Source organism: Acinetobacter marinus (genome assembly GCF_900096915.1).
Lineage (GTDB): Bacteria > Pseudomonadota > Gammaproteobacteria > Pseudomonadales > Moraxellaceae > Acinetobacter > Acinetobacter marinus.
Window position 1 is genome coordinate 17,173 of sequence record NZ_FMYK01000009.1, and the last position, 20,135, is coordinate 37,307.

The 20,135-nt window shown below is 44.4% G+C and carries 20 protein-coding genes, 2 tRNA genes and 1 pseudogene; 10 read left to right on the forward strand and 13 right to left on the reverse strand.

What is annotated here, in order from left to right:
• Positions 1–70 precede the first annotated feature (70 nt).
• The 3 genes from baeS (at position 71) to BLQ60_RS12200 (ending at position 2,934) form a co-directional block, all read left to right on the forward strand.
• Positions 71–1,789, forward strand: a complete 1,719-nt coding sequence (gene baeS / locus BLQ60_RS12190; RefSeq protein ID WP_092621134.1) for a sensor histidine kinase efflux regulator BaeS — start codon at positions 71–73, stop codon at positions 1,787–1,789.
• 39 nt (positions 1,790–1,828) lie between these two features.
• Positions 1,829–2,515 (forward strand): response regulator, encoded by a 687-nt coding sequence (locus BLQ60_RS12195; RefSeq protein WP_092620951.1) that lies wholly within the window; start codon positions 1,829–1,831, stop codon positions 2,513–2,515.
• Positions 2,516–2,688: 173 nt separating this feature from the next.
• On the forward strand, positions 2,689–2,934 hold the full coding sequence (locus BLQ60_RS12200) for a hypothetical protein (RefSeq protein ID WP_143005221.1): 246 nt from the start codon (positions 2,689–2,691) through the stop codon (positions 2,932–2,934).
• Positions 2,935–3,013: 79 nt separating this feature from the next.
• On the opposite strand, the gene secF is transcribed toward BLQ60_RS12200, so the two are convergent.
• From secF to tgt, 4 genes are all read right to left on the reverse strand, one after another.
• Complete coding sequence (secF, locus tag BLQ60_RS12205) at positions 3,014–4,012, reverse strand: protein translocase subunit SecF (RefSeq protein ID WP_092621137.1); 999 nt, start codon at positions 4,010–4,012, stop codon at positions 3,014–3,016.
• 22 nt (positions 4,013–4,034) lie between these two features.
• Positions 4,035–5,942, reverse strand: coding sequence for a protein translocase subunit SecD (gene secD, locus BLQ60_RS12210; protein WP_092620957.1), 1,908 nt, complete (start codon positions 5,940–5,942; stop codon positions 4,035–4,037).
• Between the two features lie 145 nt (positions 5,943–6,087).
• Entirely contained in the window at positions 6,088–6,414 is a 327-nt protein-coding gene (gene yajC / locus BLQ60_RS12215) for a preprotein translocase subunit YajC (RefSeq protein ID WP_092620960.1), read from the reverse strand.
• 215 nt (positions 6,415–6,629) lie between these two features.
• Complete coding sequence (gene tgt / locus BLQ60_RS12220; protein ID WP_092620963.1) at positions 6,630–7,766, reverse strand: tRNA guanosine(34) transglycosylase Tgt; 1,137 nt, start codon at positions 7,764–7,766, stop codon at positions 6,630–6,632.
• A 199-nt stretch (positions 7,767–7,965) separates the two neighbouring features.
• On the opposite strand from tgt, the gene BLQ60_RS12225 reads away from it, so the two are divergent.
• Together BLQ60_RS12225 and BLQ60_RS12230 are read left to right on the forward strand one after the other, a co-directional pair.
• Positions 7,966–8,193 (forward strand): hypothetical protein, encoded by a 228-nt coding sequence (locus BLQ60_RS12225; RefSeq protein WP_092620966.1) that lies wholly within the window; start codon positions 7,966–7,968, stop codon positions 8,191–8,193.
• An 88-nt stretch (positions 8,194–8,281) separates the two neighbouring features.
• The gene (locus BLQ60_RS12230) at positions 8,282–8,854 is read left to right on the forward strand and encodes a L,D-transpeptidase family protein (protein WP_092620969.1); all 573 of its coding nucleotides are present in this window, start codon (positions 8,282–8,284) and stop codon (positions 8,852–8,854) included.
• Positions 8,855–8,869: 15 nt separating this feature from the next.
• Here BLQ60_RS12230 and BLQ60_RS12235 read toward each other — a convergent pair whose 3' ends face one another.
• From BLQ60_RS12235 to BLQ60_RS12245, 3 genes are all read right to left on the reverse strand, one after another.
• Entirely contained in the window at positions 8,870–9,805 is a 936-nt protein-coding gene (locus BLQ60_RS12235) for an LpxL/LpxP family acyltransferase (RefSeq protein WP_092620972.1), read from the reverse strand.
• A 65-nt stretch (positions 9,806–9,870) separates the two neighbouring features.
• On the reverse strand, positions 9,871–10,530 hold the full coding sequence (locus BLQ60_RS12240) for a hypothetical protein (RefSeq protein ID WP_092620975.1): 660 nt from the start codon (positions 10,528–10,530) through the stop codon (positions 9,871–9,873).
• A 16-nt stretch (positions 10,531–10,546) separates the two neighbouring features.
• Entirely contained in the window at positions 10,547–12,445 is a 1,899-nt protein-coding gene (locus BLQ60_RS12245) for an ATP-binding cassette domain-containing protein (RefSeq protein WP_092620978.1), read from the reverse strand.
• A gap of 56 nt (positions 12,446–12,501) precedes the next feature.
• Here BLQ60_RS12245 and BLQ60_RS12250 point away from each other — a divergent pair, with 56 nt between their 5' ends.
• Both BLQ60_RS12250 and BLQ60_RS12255 read left to right on the forward strand, forming a co-directional pair.
• Positions 12,502–12,747, forward strand: a complete 246-nt coding sequence (locus BLQ60_RS12250; protein WP_092620981.1) for a SlyX family protein — start codon at positions 12,502–12,504, stop codon at positions 12,745–12,747.
• Positions 12,748–12,778: 31 nt separating this feature from the next.
• Complete coding sequence (locus BLQ60_RS12255; RefSeq protein ID WP_092620984.1) at positions 12,779–13,123, forward strand: DUF488 domain-containing protein; 345 nt, start codon at positions 12,779–12,781, stop codon at positions 13,121–13,123.
• Positions 13,124–13,228: 105 nt separating this feature from the next.
• Here the strand turns inward: BLQ60_RS12255 and hisH are convergent, their stop codons facing one another.
• Together hisH and hisB are read right to left on the reverse strand one after the other, a co-directional pair.
• Positions 13,229–13,846 carry an imidazole glycerol phosphate synthase subunit HisH gene (gene hisH, locus BLQ60_RS12260; RefSeq protein ID WP_092620987.1) on the reverse strand — a complete coding sequence of 206 codons (618 nt, stop codon included), beginning with the start codon at positions 13,844–13,846 and terminating at the stop codon, positions 13,229–13,231.
• Positions 13,846–14,439: an imidazoleglycerol-phosphate dehydratase HisB gene (gene hisB / locus BLQ60_RS12265; protein WP_092621140.1), complete on the reverse strand. Its 594-nt coding sequence runs from the start codon at positions 14,437–14,439 to the stop codon at positions 13,846–13,848. The genes hisH and hisB overlap by 1 nt, the downstream gene beginning before the upstream one ends.
• A 272-nt stretch (positions 14,440–14,711) precedes the next feature.
• Between hisB and BLQ60_RS12270 the strand changes: the two genes are divergently transcribed.
• The 3 genes from BLQ60_RS12270 to BLQ60_RS12280 all read left to right on the forward strand — a co-directional run bounded on the left by BLQ60_RS12270 (position 14,712) and on the right by BLQ60_RS12280 (position 15,602).
• A complete protein-coding gene (locus tag BLQ60_RS12270) occupies positions 14,712–15,098 on the forward strand; it encodes a GNAT family N-acetyltransferase (protein WP_092620990.1) in 387 nt (128 codons plus the stop codon).
• 159 nt (positions 15,099–15,257) lie between these two features.
• Positions 15,258–15,333, forward strand: a tRNA-Phe gene (locus BLQ60_RS12275).
• A 193-nt stretch (positions 15,334–15,526) separates the two neighbouring features.
• A tRNA-Phe gene (locus tag BLQ60_RS12280) sits at positions 15,527–15,602 on the forward strand.
• Positions 15,603–15,828: 226 nt separating this feature from the next.
• On the opposite strand, the gene BLQ60_RS12285 is transcribed toward BLQ60_RS12280, so the two are convergent.
• The 4 genes and pseudogenes from BLQ60_RS12285 to BLQ60_RS12300 form a co-directional block, all read right to left on the reverse strand.
• On the reverse strand, positions 15,829–17,343 hold the full coding sequence (locus BLQ60_RS12285) for an acetyl-CoA hydrolase/transferase family protein (RefSeq protein ID WP_092620993.1): 1,515 nt from the start codon (positions 17,341–17,343) through the stop codon (positions 15,829–15,831).
• A gap of 261 nt (positions 17,344–17,604) precedes the next feature.
• Positions 17,605–18,549, reverse strand: coding sequence for a 23S rRNA pseudouridine(2605) synthase RluB (rluB, locus tag BLQ60_RS12290; RefSeq protein ID WP_092620996.1), 945 nt, complete (start codon positions 18,547–18,549; stop codon positions 17,605–17,607).
• Between the two features lie 41 nt (positions 18,550–18,590).
• Positions 18,591–19,181 (reverse strand): SMC-Scp complex subunit ScpB, encoded by a 591-nt coding sequence (scpB, locus tag BLQ60_RS12295; protein ID WP_092620999.1) that lies wholly within the window; start codon positions 19,179–19,181, stop codon positions 18,591–18,593.
• 58 nt (positions 19,182–19,239) lie between these two features.
• Positions 19,240–20,028, reverse strand: a pseudogene (locus tag BLQ60_RS12300) (segregation and condensation protein A); the annotation flags it as partial.
• Positions 20,029–20,135: the final 107 nt, after the last annotated feature.

The window sequence follows — 20,135 nt, forward strand, 5'->3', positions numbered from 1 at the left end:
AGGAGATGTTGGTTACAATAGTGATTATGAAGACATTTTTGCTCAGTCGATGGGGCAGAGGACGATGACCATGTTGCGGTGGCGAATTCCCATTGCATTAAAGCTATTTCTAGCGGTGCTATGTACGGTATTGCTGATTACCACGGTGAGTCTATTCGTCTCGCAGTGGACGATGCAAAAGAATTTCTCGCGCTATGTGACGCAAGTGGAGATGCAAAAGCTCGATCATTTGAATAATAATTTGGCGGAAATTTATCAGGTCTATGGCAGTTGGAATAACGCCATTGAAAACAGTTTAAGTCGACTGGATAAGCGCTTTGATGCCGATCGTAAGCAACACATGGCGCAGATTTGGTTGCTCAAACAATATGAAATTGCTCAGCGTCAGAATGATTTGATCAAAAATCCTTTGCTGTTCCAACAGCGTGCTGAAGGAAATGATGTTGTGCAAGAGTTATTTATGCCGTCGCATTTTAATCCTTTTGCCATGCCGCCTGAGCATATTCTCCCAGAGGTATTTGATGGCAAACCACCACAAGGACAGCCACCTGAAGGTCAACCTCCGACACCAGAACAGCACAACAGTCTGCAAACCCAAAATGCGAATGTGCAAGATCAGTCCAAAGATCAAGCAAAAACACAGCCTCCCAATGAGCCTAATCGGCGTCGTTGGTTATTTCCAATGCCTGATCGCTTGGGCTATGGCAGTCGCTTGTCGTTATACGATGCCAATAAAAAATTGGTTTTAGGTGATAACACGCCTGAAGTCCCATTACAAAAAATCATGGTTGATCAAAAGGTGGTTGGTTATCTTGGCTTGCGTCCAGCGATTGATATGGATGATGCACTGAGTATCAATTTCTTTAGTAATCAACAGCGTTATTTATTATTGATTTATAGCCTATCGATTTTGGCGAGTTTGGTGGTGGCATTGTTGTTAGCCAATACCTTTCGTAAGCCGATTCAACAACTATTACATGCGGCACAAGAATTGAGCTTGGGTAATTATCAGCATCATGTTGAAGTGCGTAGTAATGATGAGCTGGGTGATTTGTCCAATGTGATCAATCAATTGGCACAAATTTTAGATCAGCACGAACAGTCAAGGCGCAAATGGGTTGCGGATACCTCGCACGAGTTAAAAACGCCACTTAGTGTACTGCAAGCGCAAATCGAAGCCATGCAAGATGGTGTACGCAAAGCCACACCAGAACATTTGGCTCGGATGCAACAGCAAGTCATGAGTCTAAAAAAACTTACCCAAGATTTGGCAGATTTGGCGCAAGCCGATGCACAGCAGTTGACGTGCTACTTTAGCCAGATTCAACCGTGGCAACTGGTGCTGAATGAAGTGATTAATTTTAGTTCACAATTTGAGCAGAAAAAACTCAAGGTCACGGTGGATGAAGACGACATGAAGCCTATTTATTTGTCTTCTGATCCAGATCGTTTGCGCCAGATTATCGTCAATTTGCTCAGTAATGCCGTGCGCTATACTGATGTTGAAGGGCAGATACATATTCATCGGGAAGTGACTGCCAACGAGTGGATTTTGCATATCGATGATAGTCCGCTTGGCGTGAGTGATGAACAATTGGTACAGCTTGGACAGCGTTTTTATCGGGTAGATGATTCACGCACACGTAGTACGGGCGGAACAGGGCTGGGGTTGGCACTTTCGAAGCAGATTGCGCAAATTTTGGGAGGAGATTTACAGTTTTCTCATTCCCCTTTGGGTGGTTTGCGTTGTACAGTGCGTTTAAATCGACAATTTCAAAAGAATGATTAAAGCCAGTCATGGCGCTAGATAGAGGATGAGGATTAAAACATGAAACAAATCATGTTGGTAGAAGATGAAGTAGAACTAGCTGAGCTGGTGAAGGATTATCTCGAAGCGGCTGGCTTTGAAGTGAGCATGTTTCATGATGGTCAGGCGGCGTTTGATGCGTTTAATCAGAAAAAGCCTAGCCTGATGATTTTGGATTTGATGGTGCCACGCATGGATGGCTTGACCATCTGCCGAAAAGTGCGTGAGCAGTCTGATCTACCGATTATTATGGTGACAGCACGCACGGAGGAAATTGATCGGGTGCTTGGCTTGAACATGGGTGCGGATGATTATATCTGTAAGCCATTTAGCCCGAAAGAATTGGTGGCACGGGTACAGGCGGTGATGCGTCGTTTGGAGCGTAAGACTGAACCTGAAACAATTGATCTCTTTCGTATCGATGCGGCACAGCAACGCATTTGGTATCAGCAAAAAGCCTTGAGCTTGACACCAACAGAGTTTCGCTTATTAGAACTATTTTTAGAGCATGTCGGCAATGTTTATTCACGCACGCAATTGCTCGATCATATCAATCCTGACAGCTACGAAGTGGCGGATCGGGTGATTGATAGTCATATCAAAAACTTGCGCCGAAAAATCAGTGATGCGGCTGAAACAGGCAATCGTCATGAATGGATTCAAGCGGTGTATGGTGTGGGTTATCGCTTTGAATATCCTGAAGAATAATGTGTTGTTCTTGCTCAGTAAAAATATGATTTGCTGAGCAAGACAAAATATAAGCGCAGAATATAAGAACAACCGACGAGCACACCAGATGAGCATAAAAAGATGAGCATAAAAAGATGAGACCAAGACAGCATCATCGCGAGCAGAATTATTATATGCGACGGGTCATTGCCATGATCGCTTTTTTTAGCGCATGGTTTTGTCTGATTCAATTTTTTATTGGTGGGCGTGAGCACTATTATTTGCTGTTATTGATGCTCGGGCTTTTCATCACTGCATATTTTGTCGCACCCTATGCCAATGGTAAAAATACTGCTGTGCCGAGCGCATGGGATATTTGGACACTGGAATTTTTCTTCGATGTGGTGTTGCTACCTATTCGAGGCTTACTGTATGTGATTCGTCATGTGTTTGATTAATGACTAAGTCCAGACGTTAAAGTCAAAAAAAATCCCATCGGTACATGACCCATGGGATTTTTTATACAGGTTGAAAGACTTAAGGAATTTCAACCTCGTCTTCATCAAACTCAGGTTTGACTTGGACGATAAAGTCTTGACGGTTGAGTCCACGCCATAGGGCATAGGCTGTACCGATGTAGATCGATGAATAAGTTCCGACCACCACACCGATAAACATCGCAACTGAGAACCAATGTAGTCCATCACCACCCAAAATCATCATGGCAACCACCACCAACATCAAGGTGAGGGAGGTATGCATGGTACGACGTAAGGTTTCGGTCAGGGAAATGTTGATCACTTCACGAGGCGATGCATCACGAATCTTACGGAAGTTTTCACGGATACGATCCGAGACCACGATGTTATCGTTCAGAGAGAAACCAATAATCGCCAAAATCGCCGCCAATACGGTTAAATCGAACGGCCATTGGAACAAAGCAAAACAGCCCAAGATGATGATGATGTCATGGAATAGTGACAACACCGCACCGATCGCCAGTTTAAACTCAAAGCGAATGGTCACATAGATCAGCATCAGCACCATCGCCAGCGCCACCGCACCTGCAGAGCGGATATACAGCTCGTTACCCACTTGTGAACCAACAGAGTCGACTTTGAGTACCGATACGCTATTGTTTGGTAAAGTGGCTGCTTGTTGGATATGCTTCGCCAAGTTCTCTAGAGATGCATCCTGCGGCGGCATACGCACCAACATATCACGCTCAGTACCTAGCGTTTGTACCACAGGATCTTGGAAGCCACCTTGCTCTAAGGCATTGACCACATCAGCTTGGCTGGCGGCTTGGCTATAATTCAACTCGGCAGAAATACCACCTGTAAAGTCTAAGCCAAGGTTTAAGCCTTTGGTTGCAACGAAGAAGATACTGGCAATGGTCAGTAAGATCGAGATGATCGCCATTGGTTTGGCGATCTTGATAAAGTCGATGACTTTCTCATCAGGGCGACCATATTGCTTTGGATTGCCGTGATTTTGCTTGTCGATGTCTTCTTGGCTGTTGTTGTGTTGAGTCATTTCAGTCGTCATGTGCTACTCCTTAAATGCTCAATTTTTTTAAGTTACGGCGTTTGCCATAAATTAATTGAACGATGGCACGGGTCACAGTGATTGCAGTAAACATCGAGCAGACGATACCGATCATCAGCGTGACAGCAAAACCTTTGATAGGTCCTGTACCGATTGCAAATAAGATCAATGCTACGATAAATGTGGTCAAGTTCGAGTCAAAGATGGTGTTATAGGCACGATCATAACCCGCCACAATGGCTTGTTTGGGCGAGGCACCCCAGCGCATTTCTTCCCGTATTCGTTCACAGATCAAGACGTTGGCATCGACCGCCATACCAATGGTGATGACAATACCTGCAATCCCCGGTAAGGTCAGGGCAGAGCCCATCAGCGACATCACTGCCAAGATCATGGCAAGGTTTAACACCAAGGCAAAGTCAGCAATCAGACCAAATAGACGGAAGAACACCACCATCCAAATCGCCACCAGAATAAAGCCAATCTGAGTTGACAATAGACCTTTGTCAATATTGTCTTGACCAAGACTTGGACCAACCACACGTTCTTCAACGAAGTACATTGGTGCAGCCAACGCACCCGCACGAAGCATCAAGGCTAATTCAGAGGCTTCTTGTGGCGAATCCAGACCAGTAATACGGAAGGATGAACCGAGCACTGCTTGTACCGTCGCTGCGTTAATAATCACAGATTCGGTATATGGCGTGCGCACTTCACTTTGCGTACCTGTTTCAGGGTCGGTGACATAGCTAATGCGTTGTTTATTTTCAATAAACAGTACCGCCATGCGTTTGCCTACAGCATTCCGTGTGGCAGCCGCCATCAACTTACCACCAGCGCTATCCAAGGTGATATTCACCTCAGCACCGCCAGAGTCCTGACTCATGCCAGAACGGGCATCTTGTACACGTTCACCTGTCAAGATGCGTTGACGTTGCAATAACAATTGCTTGCCACTATCTAGACTTTCATAGGCAAAAAGTTCAGTGCCCGCAGGAACGGTTTGACCGTTATATTGCTGGGTATATGGATCGATCAGTTGATCATTTTGATCAGCGACCAAACGGAATTCTAAGTTGGCTGTACGACCAAGCACACGTTTTGCTTCAGCAGTGTCTTGCACACCTGGCAAATCGACCACAATACGATTGCTACCTTGACGTTGTACCAACGCCTCCGCCACACCGAGTTCGTTAATACGATTACGCAAAGTGGTTAAGTTCTGCTCAACCGCATAAGTTTCGATTTCTTGGCGCTTGGTGTCGCTATATTGCAGTTTCAGCACGCTCCCGTCCGCAGTTGCAAGCGCTTGCTGTGCATATTCGTTGCCATTGCTACGCAGAAAATCCATCGCTTTGTTGCGATCTTCATTATTGGCAAAACGTACGGTAATCTCATTTTTAGCCAGACTGAGCTGGTTGAAATTGATTTTACTTTCACGGAACTGGCGGCGTAATTCAGTCGCCGAGGTTTCCATACGCTGGCTAATCGCCTTGTCCATATCCACTTCTAGCAAGAAGTGTACACCGCCACGTAAGTCCAAACCGAGTTTCATTGGTTTGGCGCCGAGGCTTTGTAGCCACGCTGGTGTGGTTGGTGCAAGGTTCAATGCCACAACATATTCATCACCAAGACTACGGCGCAATACTTCTTGTGCTTTGAGCTGAGTTTCTGCTTTGTCATCAGACATGCGTAGTAGGGCAGCATTGTTGGTGAAGGTATTGTCATGAGTGGCAATATTGGCTTTTTGCAGCGCTTGTTCAGCACGTTTGACTATCGTGTCATCGATCTGCATACCTGCTTTGGAGCCTGAGATTTGCACCGCATGTTCATCGGGGTACAAACTTGGCAAAGCGTAAATGGTACTAAAGGCAATGACAATGAGTATCAGCACATATTTCCATGCAGGATATCGCATTGTGTTTCTTCTTTAATTGGGCTTTTTTATCGCAGCGTAACACGCTGTAACAACAGCTTTTTTAAAAAACCAATGCCGTGATGTGATCACTGCACGACGGCAGTCAACACTGATCACGACATCATTCGGATACAAATAATTCGGATTACAAGTTATTCAACGTACCTTCAGGCAATACCGAGATCACCGATGCACGTTGGATTTTAACTTGATTGCTTGGATTGAGTTCGATCACTGCATATTCGCCATCGATACGGACAATACGCCCCATCAAACCACCCGCAAAAACCACTTCACTGCCTTCAGAAAGTCCTTCAACTAAGGCACGGTGTTCTTTCATGCGCTTAGACTGTGGACGAATCAACAAAAAGTAGAAAATCGCAATCATGACCACGATCATGATCAAAGACATATACGGGCTACCTTGTTGAGCGCCCTGTGCAGCGTGAGCAGTGGAAATCAATAAACTCATGGTTTTTCCTAATTGGTTAACAAATGGCGTAATCTCGCAATCATCTGCGAATAAAATGACCTAAATTCTTAGCACAGCAATTTACCTTGTATTGCCGTTGAGCGCAAATGATTCATGGTGTCAGAATGTCATCATCTTAGTCGACATCTGCCATGTATGATGCATGCTAAAGTGCATTTCGAACTTCATTTTTCAAATGTGTTTTTAAATGCAGTTTAAGCAATTTGATCATGAGGGCATTCAGGTACTTCTAAACCCCGTCGCTGATAAAAATCTTGCACATAAGCATCAAAAGTGCCTGCATCGAGTGCATCACGAATACCTTGCATCAGACGTTGATAGTAGCGCAGGTTATGAATTGTCCCGAGCATGGCACCAAGCATCTCGCCACATTTCTCCAGATGGAATAAATAAGCACGAGTAAAGTTCTTGCAGGTATAACAATCACAATGCGGATCAAGCGGCTGTTGATCGTGGCGATATTGGCTGTTGCGAATCCGCACCACGCCATCGGTAACGAAATAATGCGCATTGCGTGCATTACGTGTCGGCATCACGCAGTCGAACATATCCACACCACGGCGTACCGCTTCGACGATATCTTCAGGCTTACCAACACCCATCAAGTAGCGTGGTTTATCTTCAGGCATCTTTGCAGGCAGATAATCCAGCACTTTAATCATTTCTTCTTTTGGCTCACCAACAGATAAACCGCCGATCGCATAACCATCAAAGTCGATCTCTAACAGCCCTTGCAAGGACTCATCACGTAAATCTTCATACATCCCGCCTTGGATAATGCCGAATAATGCGTTCGGGTTACCATTTTCGGTGTGTGCAGTTTTACAGCGTTTTGCCCAACGTAGTGACAATTGCAGCGAATCCTGTGCTTGCTTATGCGTTGCAGGATATGGTGTGCATTCATCAAAAATCATTACGATGTCAGAATTCAACACTTGCTGAATTTCCATTGAAATTTCAGGAGAGAGAAATACTTTTGAACCGTCGATCGGTGAGCGAAAAGTCACACCTTCTTCTTTGATTTTGCGCATTTCACCGAGGCTAAAGACTTGGAAACCGCCTGAATCGGTCAGAATTGGTTTGTCCCATTTCACAAATTCATGCAATCCGCCGTGTTCTTTGATGACTTCTAGACCTGGGCGCAGATAAAGGTGAAAGGTATTGCCTAAAATAATGTGTGCACCAATGTCTTCAATGTCACGAGGCAACATGCCTTTGACCGTACCGTAAGTACCAACTGGCATAAAGGCTGGTGTTTCCACCTGACCGTGATTGAGCGTCAATCGTGCACGGCGGGCACGACCTGATTGATTTAACTTTTCAAATTTCATAAAAATCCTAAGCTATACGTCATAGCTGTGTTTGCAAGGCAAGGGCGAAAAAACAGTTCGCTGGATAGGGCGCTATTGTCTTAGATTTTGTGGGAAAGTGCTAGGGTGTTTTGAAATACCTAAATCTTAGTAGGATTTTTAGATTGATCAATTTCGTATATGCTATGTTTGCAAAAAATCAATCTACAAAGATCGTGTTATGAAAAAGTTTTTAAATAATTTTATCAAAGATTTTAATTATTCATTCTTTCAAATTTTTGGTTTACTTAGTTTTTCTGTGATGCTAAGCAATTATTTTCTTGATCAAGCATTGATGCCAAAGGGTGCTTTTATCATTTTAGTGCTTATTGCAGCGATATGCTTTATTTATGGTATTTATCGCCGATATAAAAAATCCCGACAGCTTTCCCATCAGATTGATAGCTGAATTCACCCAAACTTCATCTTCAGTTCACCAAATCACATCATTTTCATTGCACACTCAATCAAGTCCATCAATCAGTTGAAATAAGTGTATGAAAAAATTTATCCTGTTGAGTCTAGCGGTGGTCGCATTCTTCGGGATATTGAATGCCAAGACTTTGGCGAAGTTTTTACCGAGTGCAGAAGAGCAAAAAACCACTGTGCAAACCGTGGATTGGTCAGCGGTGCAGATTGATCGGGTCGAAGTCTATAAATCCAAGCGACTGTTACAGGTTTTAGATGATGGCAAAGTGATCAAAACGTACAAAATGCGCTTAGGCTTTGCACCGATAGGACATAAAACCACCGAAGGCGACGGCAAAACCCCAGAAGGGAAATATGTACTGGATTGGCGTAATCCGAATAGCCAATTTTATAAATCACTGCACATCTCTTATCCCAATGCAGACGATCTCGCACAAGCCAAAAGCCGTGGCGTGAGCGCAGGTGGTGATGTGATGATTCACGGTTCAGCGAAGAATCTCGGTGGATCAGAGGGTCAGGCTTTGTATGGTTACATGCCAAAATCAGATTGGACGTGGGGCTGTGTCGCCGTGTCCAATCAAGATATGGATGAGCTATGGAAATATGTCAAAAATGGCACAGTGATTGAGATTTTTCCTTAATATTTTAGAAAAGTGCTATTTTTTATAAATCTTTTCATAACCTTTCGGTTGAGTCTTAAAGCGACGGTGAAACCACATCCACTGGGTTGGCGCACGGCGCAGTTGCATCTCTAATAACTCATTGACACGAGTCGCATCGGCGATTTCATCATTGGTTGGATAATTCTCTAGTTCAGGCTCAATGATGATTTGATATTTTGGGTCAGCTTCCCCGATTCGATAAAAATGCACCGACAATACTTTGGCTTTACTGACTTTCACTAAACGACGCTGTGCAGTCACCGATGCCGCAGGCACACCAAAAAATGGTGCCATCACACCTTGCTTTAAACCAAAATCTTGATCAGGCGAATACCAAATGATGCGCCCATCTTTCAAGCGACGGATTAAAAAGCGAATATCATCATGGTCGATCTGCTCACCATAGATCGGCTCACGTGCCCGATAAATTAACCAGTCTAAAAATGGATTATTCTGCGGACGATAGACCACATCAGGATTAAAGTATTGACTGCAAATATAACCACCCGCATCGAGCAAGGTACTGTGCGAGCCAATTAGGATAATACCACTACCATCGGCTTGGGCTTGCTGTAATGCATCTAAACCTTGAATCTGCACACGTCCTTTAAACCAACTTGGCTTGTACCATGCGTTTAAAGTTTCAAAGACACCAAGCATCATATCGACGAAGACTTGTTTGGCTTGCTTTTCGACTTCGGTTGGTGACCATTCAGGAAAACAGACTTCCAGATTTCGAATCGTGGTGATACGACGAGATTTCAAACTTTTCCATGACAAACTCGCAAGCGCATACGCCAATTGCCGTTGAATAAACCACGGCAAAATCGTGAGAAACATCAGGAATGTTAATGCAATCCAAATGCCCCAATACTGAGGCAGAAGGAAAGACCATTGAAATTCGGGGCGTGCAGAAGTGTGCTGTTGCATTGAAACTTAAGCTGAATGGTTGTCAATCGGCAATTTTAACTGAAATCACCGATTTAAACAGCATATTAAGGGCAGTTTGCGTTCTGCCATGTTTTGCGTGCGTTACTATCCGTTTGGCTCAAATCAAAGGTGCTTGGCAATTCAGACGTACTATTGGCTAGCTTCTGACCTGGTATAGACAGCGATTTGAGTAGTGTTTGCAGTTGATTGCGTGATTGTGTTGCATCGCTCCCTGTGATTGGACTGTTGAGCTGTACCACGTAGGCATAGCCATAACGACTCAAGATCGCCAGATCAATATTGTGACTGTCACTGCTTAGACGTGAAAAAACCGCATCACCAAGCAAGACTTTTTCAGTGTTGCTATCGCTCGCAGTCGCCTGATAGGTCGCTTCATATTGCGCCAAAATTTGTGGACTGACTTCTTCGAGCGTACTCTTTAGTGTGCTACCGAGCTTTACATTGTTATTTAGATTTAAGGTGTCGATACGCACTTGCTGGTTGAGCTGATCCATAATGTCGAGGCTTGATCCGTCGACACTACAAAATTCTTTGAGGTTCAATTCACCACGAAGTACCGTTGAGCCGAGATCAAAGTCGTAGCTTTGCGCTGCACCGTGATAAATTTTTTGCGTTAAAAACTGCGGTTGATTTTGCACTTTGGTGGAGTGGCAGGCACTCACACCAAGACAACAACCCAACGCGATCCATGCGATTAGTTTCATGGGTATTTCTTTCTCCTTAGAGTTGGCTCTCCAAAGCCGTCCATCGTTCTAGTTTTTCCAGTAACTGTTCTTCTATTTCCGCCAAGCGAGTGGCAGCTTGCGAGGCTTGATCAGGTGCATCAACGAACCATGACCCATCAGCAAGTTTATCTTCCAAAGTTTTTTGTTCAGCTTCAAGTGCTGCAATCAACGCTGGAAGTTGTTCTAACTCTCGTTGATCTTTATAACTTAATTTTACTTTTTTCGGTAGCTTCTGCGCAGTATTTTCTGCTTTTTCCACTTTATTTGTGGTTTTCGCTTGATTTGCTACTGCTTTGGCATCTAGACGCTCACGTTGTGCCAAATAGTCTTGATAGCCACCGATATATTCTTGAATGCCACCTTTGCCATCAAATACCCACGTTGAGGTGACGACATTATCCATAAAGGCACGGTCATGGCTGATGAGAAGTAAAGTGCCTTTGTATTCGGCGAGCATTTCTTCTAACAGCTCTAGCGTGACCATGTCGAGGTCGTTAGTTGGCTCATCCATCACGATTAAGTTCGATGGTTTAAGTAGTAATTTTGCCAAAAGCACACGGTTACGCTCACCACCAGATAAGGCTTTGACAGGTGTGCGGGCACGTTCAGGCGCAAATAGGAAGTCTTGTAAGTAACTCAAAATATGACGACGGTTGCCATTGATATCGACAAAGTCAGAGCCCTCACTGACATTATTGGCGACTGATTTTTCCAAATCGAGCTGATTGCGCAATTGATCAAAATAGGCAACTTCCAGTTGCGTACCGACTTTTACCGTACCTGTATGTGCCACATCACCGAGAATGGCTTTGATCAGTGTGGTTTTTCCGACACCATTATCACCGACCAAGCCAATGCGATCGCCACGCATGACAATGCTTGAGAAATCATTGATCAGTGGTTGCTCATCGTAGCTCACAGCAAGATGTTCAATTTCAAACACCAATTTGCCTGATCGAGATGCCTCTTGTACACCCATATTGACTTTGCCTTGTTGGAAGCGACGTGCTTTGGATTCTTCACGTAAGGCTTTTAGGGCACGCACACGACCTTCATTACGGGTACGGCGAGCTTTAATCCCTTGACGAATCCATACTTCTTCTTCGGCTAGACGTTTGTCGAATAAGGCATTTTGCTTTTCTTCAGCTTCAAGCTGTTCCGCTTTAAGCTCAAGATAGCGTGCGTAATTGCCTTCAAAACTGCGTAAAGTACCTCGATCAAGTTCGACAATACGAGTCGCCAAACGATCAACAAAAGAACGGTCATGTGAAATAAACAGTAAGGTTAAATTTGGTTGATCAAGTAAGAATTGTTCCAGCCATTCAATGCTTTCTACATCTAAATGGTTCGTCGGTTCATCAAGGAGTAACACATCAGGTTGGGTGAGTAGCGCACGAGCAAGAAGTACACGGCGTTTACGACCGCCAGACAGTTCGGCAAGATCGGCTTGTGGGTCGAGTCCCATCTTGGCAAGAATGGTATTGACTTGATTTTCCAGTGACCAGCCATCGAGTTGATCGAGTTGATGCTGTAGCTCACCCATTCGATCACAAGCTGCCATATCACCCGCAACACAGGCATTGCTCGCTTCGTGATATTGACGCAGTACATCGGCAGCTTTACCAGCCCCTTCAGCGACAATATCTGCGACCAAACCAGAACTCATCGGTACATCTTGCGCAAGCATGGAGATACGCACACCATTTTGGATGGCGACTTCACCTGTATCAGGTTGTAATGAACCGTCAATCAGCTTGAGTAGGGTGGATTTGCCCTCACCATTGCGACCAATTAAACACACACGCTCGCCACGTTCTAGCGTAAAATGAGCGCCATCGAGCAGAGCTGGTCCACCGAAAGCCAAGTGAACATCTCTTAAAGTAATGTAAGCCATACCAACCCTATTTGTGTGCCGAAAAAATCGTATTAAAAAATTGTGAGGAGAATCCAATGTCAAAGCAGCCATCCCAAGATGACTATGCGACATTTTCCCAAGTCGTCGAAGATTTGCAAGTCAGAATTGCATTTTTAGATGAATTAGTTGATCAGTTGAACGATCAAGTGGCGAAACAGAACAGCGAAATCGTCGATTTGAATAAAAAAATGCAAATTCTCTATCAACGTGTCGAAGCATCGGACTTGTCAGAAGGTGTTGCGCCATTCGATCCATTGACCAATAAACCGCCACATTATTAAACCGAAATGCTCATTTTTCAAGGATGAAAACATGCCCATTCAACTGAAGCGAATTTATGACGAATTATCTGCAAGCGATGGAAAGCGCATACTGGTTGATCGGCTGTGGCCTCGTGGCATCAAAAAAGAAGATGCCAAACTCGATCTTTGGGCAAAAGAAGTTGCGCCGTCGAATGAACTACGCAAATGGTATGCACATGATGAGGAAAAATGGGATGAGTTCCAAGTACGTTATCGTGCTGAACTCGACGGAAATGCCAAACTTGCCGAGCTGAAACAATATATCGGCAATGAAAAAGTCACATTTCTCTATGCGGCGAAAACCACTGAATACTGCCATCCCCAAGTATTAATCGCTGTACTTGAAGCATTATAAGTTGTGATTTTATACAATTTGATTTTGTGCAAACTGCGTTAGGCGCACGGTAGGGCGTATCCATCCTAAGCCGTGCGAATGTCTCTGAGGAGTCTACTTAGCTACTTAGATATTCCACTCGACAAAGTTTTTCAGTAGTTGCAAACCTGCCGTATGACTTTTCTCAGGGTGGAACTGCGTGGCGAATAAATTGTCCTGATGAATTGCCGTACAGAAATTTAGCCCGTAATCACAAGTCGCAGCAACCAGCGATTGATCCTGTGGTTCAACATAATAGCTGTGCACAAAATAAAAACGGCTACCTTCAGGAATATTTTTCCACATCGGATGGCTTGGATCGAGTTGATGTACTTGATTCCAGCCCATATGCGGGACTTTCAGGTGCTCAATCTCTGGGAAATGTTTGACTTGCCCTTGAAAGATAGCTAACGCATCGGCACCGCCATTTTCTTCTGAGCGTTGCATTAAGGCTTGCATGCCAACACAGATTGCCAGTACAGGCTTATTAAATACAGACTGCTTGACCACTTCATCAATGCCAGCCTCACGCATTCCATGCATGCAGTCACGCATCGCCCCCACACCTGGAAAGACGATTTTATCCGCTTTAGCGACGAGCTTTGGATCATTGGTTACATCAACGGTTGCCCCCACATGTTCGAGTGCTTTGGCAGCGGAATGCAGGTTGCCCATACCATAATCGAGTAGCGCAATACGTGTCATTACAAGCTACCTTTGGTCGAAGCGATGGTACCTGCTGCACGTGGATCATGCTCACACGCCATACGCAGTGCACGCGCAAAGGCTTTGAATGTACTCTCGATCTGATGGTGGCTATTTTTGCCTTTTAAATTATCAATGTGCAACGTCATCAAAGCGTGATTGACAAAACCTTGGAAAAATTCTGAAAACAAATCGACATCAAAAGTACCGATACGGGCACGGGTAAATGGAATATCCATAAACAGCCCTGGACGACCAGAAATATCCACCACAACACGAGACAAAGACTCATCTAATGGTGCATAAAAATGTCCGTAACGACGGATGCCTTTTTTATCGCCTAATGCCTGTGCAAAGGCTTGCCCCAAGGTGATGCCACAATCTTCAACAGTATGATGATCATCGATTTCAAGATCACCATCACAATGAATATCTATATCAAATAAGCCGTGTCGTTTGATCTGGTCGATCATATGATCAAGGAAAGGAACGCCAGTATTGAGTGTGCCTTGACCAGTCCCATCTAAGTTTAAACGGACTTTGATTTTGGTCTCATTGGTATTTCGAACCACTTCACTGATACGTTGCGTCATCGACACATTCCTTAAAACATTGAACAATAAAATAATCGGTGCTAATTTGAAGACACTGTCACGATGCAACATCAAGATCGTATCATTCACATACACGTGAGATCGATGTGTGAGTTCCATTGCGTACAGCGGATATAGTTTAGCGCATCTGATCGGAGATATACAGAACGATCGGGTACATCAAATTTTGTCTATACGCCTGAGTTGTAGCGCAGGCAAAATTTATCCATCGTCGATTGAACCACAAGCGACACCACCACAGGAATCTACTCATGCCAATCAATGTCGAAGCTGTCAACAATTTATCTGATGCCATGACCCGTAATCAAATTGAGCGACTGTATGAAACCAGCCCTGAGTTTAGCGATGGACAAGATGCAGTGAATCAACTCGATACCCTGCTAGCGGAAGATACCGTGCTCTATACAGCGATTTTTAATGACAAGATCATCGGCGCAATCTGGAGTGTCGGCACAGGCTCGCATCGACTCTTGCAAAATATCGTCGTGCATCCCGCCAATCGAGGGCGAGGCGTAGCTGATCGTTTGGTTGGTGAGGTGTGCCGTATTGAAGAAGAAAGTGGGGTGAAAACCTTCAGCCCAGGTTGTGGGGCAATTCATCGTTGTTTGGCGCATTTGGGCAAAGTCACTTCGGCATAAATGATCTCAATCATTTTTTATAAAATACGGTAAGCCATTGGTTAAGTAAGCGTTTTTGAAAACTTTATGGGCTTTATGCTTTAAAAATGTGCAACTAAAAAGAATAATCCAAGATTTACCTTGACCTTTGCCCGAGAAATCGCTTTAATACACGCCATCGGCGCGATAGCTCAGTCGGTAGAGCAACGGATTGAAAATCCGTGTGTCGGCAGTTCGATCCTGCCTCACGCCACCATATATTCACATACATGTATTGATTTTTGCATATTGTGATTTCAAGCCCTGATCCCATCAGGGCTCTTTTTTTGCCTGAAATTTGGCATTTTATTTAAATTGATGATTTTTGGGATAATTGATCGATTGTTTGGTTGAATTGCAAGCAGAGTGGCTTGACCTTTGCCTGATAAATCGCTTTAATACACGCCATCGGCGCGATAGCTCAGTCGGTAGAGCAACGGATTGAAAATCCGTGTGTCGGCAGTTCGATCCTGCCTCACGCCACCATATTTAAAAAGCCCTAGATTTTGATCTGGGGCTTTTTTTATTCCTTTTTTAATCCGCTTTTTAATCTACTGTTTGATCTTCTTTGTTATTTGGCTTTGCTATTTTGCTTTGCTATTTCGTTTTATTGACCATCAAAAAAAACGACCAAAACATAAAGTAATGGTCGCATTGGGAAGGGTGAATCGATTTTGCTCGAATCCGTTTTTAGGCGTTGATTGTGCCTGTTTTAAGCGGTTTTGGCTTGGGCTTGATCGGCAAGCATGTGCCCGTTTTCTTCAAGGTTGATATGCCATTGTAGCGCTTCACGCAGAATATGCGGCGTATGTCCACCACGTTCACAAGCACGCTCAAAATAGCTGAGTAGCGGCGCTTGAAAGTCTGGATGGACACAGTACTGGATAATCACTTTGGCACGTTCTCGAGGCGCTAGACCACGTAAATCCGCAAGACCTTGTTCTGTAACCAAAATATCGACATCATGCTCATTGTGATCGACATGACTGACCATCGGCACGATCGAAGAAATCGCACCATTCTTGGCAATGGATTTGGTCACGAAAATGGCGAGATGCGCATTACGTGCGAAATCACCTGAACCGCCAATACCATTCATCATCTTGGTGCCACAAACGTGAGTCGAGTTGACATTGCCGTAGATGTCAAACTCAAGTGCGGTATTGATGCCGATAATGCCGAGGCGACGTACCAGCTCTGGATGGTTGGAAATCTCTTGTGGGCGAAGAACCAATTTATCTTTGTACTTTTCAATGTCAGAGAATACTTTTTCATTGAACTTTGGCGACAGGGTAATCGAGCTACCTGAGGCGAATTTCATTTTGCCTGCATCGATCAATTCAAAAGTTGAATCTTGCAGGACTTCAGAGTACATGATCAGGTCTTCAAAATCTGAATGCATCAGACCTGTCAGCACGGCATTGGCAATCGAGCCGATGCCTGCTTGCAGTGGTGCGAGATTTTTTTCCAAACGACCAGCTTTGACTTCCTGTTCAAAGAACTGAATCAAATGATTGGCAATGGCTTGCGTGTCAATATCAGGTTCGGTGACATTGGATGGCGAGTCTGAGGTGTCGTTAAAGACAATCGCAGCGATTTTGCTTGGATCAATCGCAATCGCAGTAGTCCCAATGCGATCATCGACTTTGGTCAGCGGAACTGGCGTACGTGTCGGACGATAGGTCGGGATATAAATATCATGCAAACCTTCTAATGCTTCACTGACTGAGGTGTTGATTTCCACAATCACTTTCTCTGCAAAAATCGCAAAGCTGGCAGAATTCCCCACCGAGGTTGTTGGGACGATATGCCCATCTTCCGTGATGGCGACCGCTTCAATCACCGCAATATCAGGACGTTTTAATTGTTTATTACGCATCTGTTCAACAGTTTCAGACAAATGCTGATCAACAAACATCACTTGTCCCGCATTGATTGCCTTACGCAAGGTATTATCGACTTGGAAAGGCATACGACGTGCCAATACGCCAGCTTCAGTGAGCTGCTTATCGAGATCATTACCAAGACTTGCGCCAGTGATCAGGTCGATCTTGATCGGGGTGAGTTTGGCACGGTCGACCAAGGCTTTTGGTACCGCTTTGGCTTCGCCTGCACGGGTAAATCCACTCATCCCCACGGTCATATTGTTTTCAATCAATTCGGCGGCTTGGGCTGCGCTCATGACTTTTTGATGGAGGCTTGGGAGGCGAATACGAGAATAGGACATGATTTACCCTTTAAAATGACTATAAATCTTAATGCGAATCGATTGTAGCGAGAATTTTTAATAAAAAGTGTTAGTCTACATCTAAGGTCTAATAGGACTATAGTTGAACATCGATTGAAAAATAATCGGCGTGATTCAGTGACAGGATCATTGAAGTGCGTTGATTTTGAAGTGATTAAAAATAAAAAACCTTTTGAGTGAATGGATCAATCAAAAGGTTTTAAAGTAAGTGATAAATCAACAGCGTGAATGTTGTTGATTTTATTGGTTTGGATTGTGACGACGAAAACCTTTATTTGCATTATTGTTGAAAGGTCGCTTCTTACTGAAGCCTTGTTCGTCAGTTGGATTGGTTTCGTTATCACGGCGTTGTTGGCGCAAGTAGCCTCCACGACGTGCTGGTAATGGATTTTCTTTCATTTTTTCGGTACGACGCTTCGCCATACCGTATAGACCTGTACCTTGACGTGGTTTAAGTTCAACCGACTTGGTCAAGTTGTCAATGTCGTGCTTATCCAGTTCGATCCAACGACCTGTACGCAGTTCACGTGGCAGGATCACCGAACCATAACGAGTACGCAATAGACGGCTGACTTTGAGTTCTTGTGATTCAAATAGACGACGGACTTCACGGTTACGTCCCTCTTTGACCACCACCTGATACCAGCGATTAATACCTTCACCACCAAGATCGGTGAATGATTCAAACTTTGCAGGACCGTCGTCCAGTTCGACACCTGCAAGTAAAGTGTTACGAATCTGCGGTGTCACTTCACCCATGACACGCACAGCATATTCACGCTCGATTTCATTGGAGGGGTGCATCAAACGATTGGCAAGTTCACCGTCATTGGTAAATAGCAATAAACCTGTACTGTTAATATCTAAGCGACCAACCATCACCCAGCGATCATTAGCGATCGTCGGCAGATTATCAAACACGGTTGGACGGTTTTCGGGATCATTCTTGGAGCAGATTTCACCTTCGGGCTTGTAATACACCAAGACACGGCGACGAATATCATCTTCAAGCTGATAGTCTACTTTACGCCCATCAATGCGGAGTTCATCACCATGTTCGATACGTTGACCGACTTCAGCAACTTTACCATTGACGCTGACACGACCAGCAGCAATCACTTCTTCCATATAACGGCGCGAGCCCAGTCCAACACGGGCGAGGACTTTTTGTAGCTTTTCACTCATAACAGCACAACCTTAAAAATAAAAATCATCAACATCACCCTTTAGCACGGACTTGAATGTTCAAGTGCGGCTAAGCCCTCCTTGTGATCTTGAATAACTGGGAGATCATTTAACGATGCTAAACCAAAAGCATTTAAAAAATGTGGCGTCGTAACCAATAACGCTGGGCGACCGGGCGCATCCCGAAAACCTGACTCTTTGATCCAACTCCACTCAAATAAAGTACGTAAGACTTGACTATTATTACTCACCCCACGGATTTGCTCAATATCAGCACGTGTCACAGGCTGGTGATAGGCCACCACAGCGAGGATTTCTAATAGACTCGGTGACAGCTTTACAGGGCGCTCAGGCCATGCTTGCTGGATAATATGACGATATTTGGCACGGACTTGTAGACGAAAGCCTTGTACCGTTTCGATCAGCTCGACTGAACGACCATGTTGGAGCAATGCCAATTGCTGCAGCAGTTGACGAATTTGACTACTGGCATATTGCCCACCAAGGGCTTGTTTGATACGAGCGATGGTGACAGGACTATCGCTGGCGAATAATAAGGCTTCGATTTGCATCAATGCTTCATGATGTAAATCATCAATGGAATGATGCGTCTCAGGAAAAGGATGTTGCATACGCTTCTCCTTGATCTTGAGTATTTTCAAAGGCTTTGCTTTGAATTGCCTTGCTTTGGATTGCTTTGCTTTGAATAGCTAAAGTGCGTTCGACACCATCATGCACAATCATGACATGTTGTTGCTTCACCAATTCTAAAACAGCAACAAAAGTCACCACCACACCCATACGACCTTGATTTGGATTAAGTAGGCGACCGAACTCCAGGCATGCACCATCCGCCAATACCGACTGAATAAACTGCATACGCTCTTCGAGCTGTACCGCTTCATGTTCGACTTGATGGACGTGTGGATCGGGGCGCTGGAAAATACACAGCAGGGCATCATGCAAATCGGCAACATCGAAGCGATCAATCACTTGGTGGCGCTCACCGAGACTTGCCTGTGCCACAAATACATCACGTTCCAAAATAGAATGTGCCGCAAGTCGCTCAGCAGCTTGTTTGATCTTTAAATAATGCTCAAGACGATCAATAAGTTGCTTTTTTGGATCATCTTCAAATTCGATGGCGCTTTCTGGAATCGGGAGTAGGAGTCGAGATTTGAGGTCAGCAAGTAGGGCAGCCATCACCATATAGTCTGCGGTGAGCTCAATATTTAGCGACTTCATTTGCTCCATATAGTGCAAATATTGTTTGGCGATCGGTGCGATATCGAGATGTGTGAGATCAAAGCCGTTCTTTTGCACGAGGTAAAGTAAAAAATCTAAAGGCCCTTCAAACTGTGATAACAAAATCGCAAAGGCTTCTGGCGGGATGTACAGATCCTCAGGGATATCCTGATAATATTCATCCAGCACACGAATCGCTGGACGATCTAGGCTAAGAGTGGCGTCAATCGTCATGTCAAATTCAGACCAAGTTTTGTAGTTGCTATATCCACGCGAATTTTCAAAAGCATGCGGTTCCGATTGACTTTAAAAACGGCATATCGGAAATTTCGGTCAATTGT

Excerpts from the sequence above, each read along its gene's own strand:
- baeS (WP_092621134.1), top strand. The coding sequence starts at position 71 with ATGTTGCGGTGGCGAATTCCCATTGCATTAAAGCTATTTCTAGCGGTG.
- hisH (WP_092620987.1), bottom strand. The coding sequence starts at position 13,846 with ATGACACGTATTGCGCTACTCGATTATGGTATGGGCAACCTGCATTCC.
- BLQ60_RS12230 (WP_092620969.1), top strand. The coding sequence starts at position 8,282 with ATGAAAAAATTTATCCTGTTGAGTCTAGCGGTGGTCGCATTCTTCGGG.
- BLQ60_RS12240 (WP_092620975.1), bottom strand. The coding sequence starts at position 10,530 with ATGAAACTAATCGCATGGATCGCGTTGGGTTGTTGTCTTGGTGTGAGT.
- scpB (WP_092620999.1), bottom strand. The coding sequence starts at position 19,181 with ATGCAACATCCTTTTCCTGAGACGCATCATTCCATTGATGATTTACAT.
- BLQ60_RS12200 (WP_143005221.1), top strand. The coding sequence starts at position 2,689 with ATGATCGCTTTTTTTAGCGCATGGTTTTGTCTGATTCAATTTTTTATT.
- BLQ60_RS12235 (WP_092620972.1), bottom strand. The coding sequence starts at position 9,805 with ATGCAACAGCACACTTCTGCACGCCCCGAATTTCAATGGTCTTTCCTT.
- rluB (WP_092620996.1), bottom strand. The coding sequence starts at position 18,549 with ATGAGTGAAAAGCTACAAAAAGTCCTCGCCCGTGTTGGACTGGGCTCG.
- yajC (WP_092620960.1), bottom strand. The coding sequence starts at position 6,414 with ATGAGTTTATTGATTTCCACTGCTCACGCTGCACAGGGCGCTCAACAA.
- BLQ60_RS12245 (WP_092620978.1), bottom strand. The coding sequence starts at position 12,445 with ATGGCTTACATTACTTTAAGAGATGTTCACTTGGCTTTCGGTGGACCA.
- tgt (WP_092620963.1), bottom strand. The coding sequence starts at position 7,766 with ATGAAATTTGAAAAGTTAAATCAATCAGGTCGTGCCCGCCGTGCACGA.
- hisB (WP_092621140.1), bottom strand. The coding sequence starts at position 14,439 with ATGACGCAACGTATCAGTGAAGTGGTTCGAAATACCAATGAGACCAAA.
- secD (WP_092620957.1), bottom strand. The coding sequence starts at position 5,942 with ATGCGATATCCTGCATGGAAATATGTGCTGATACTCATTGTCATTGCC.
- BLQ60_RS12195 (WP_092620951.1), top strand. The coding sequence starts at position 1,829 with ATGAAACAAATCATGTTGGTAGAAGATGAAGTAGAACTAGCTGAGCTG.
- secF (WP_092621137.1), bottom strand. The coding sequence starts at position 4,012 with ATGACTCAACACAACAACAGCCAAGAAGACATCGACAAGCAAAATCAC.
- BLQ60_RS12250 (WP_092620981.1), top strand. The coding sequence starts at position 12,502 with ATGTCAAAGCAGCCATCCCAAGATGACTATGCGACATTTTCCCAAGTC.
- BLQ60_RS12255 (WP_092620984.1), top strand. The coding sequence starts at position 12,779 with ATGCCCATTCAACTGAAGCGAATTTATGACGAATTATCTGCAAGCGAT.
- BLQ60_RS12270 (WP_092620990.1), top strand. The coding sequence starts at position 14,712 with ATGCCAATCAATGTCGAAGCTGTCAACAATTTATCTGATGCCATGACC.
- BLQ60_RS12225 (WP_092620966.1), top strand. The coding sequence starts at position 7,966 with ATGAAAAAGTTTTTAAATAATTTTATCAAAGATTTTAATTATTCATTC.
- BLQ60_RS12285 (WP_092620993.1), bottom strand. The coding sequence starts at position 17,343 with ATGTCCTATTCTCGTATTCGCCTCCCAAGCCTCCATCAAAAAGTCATG.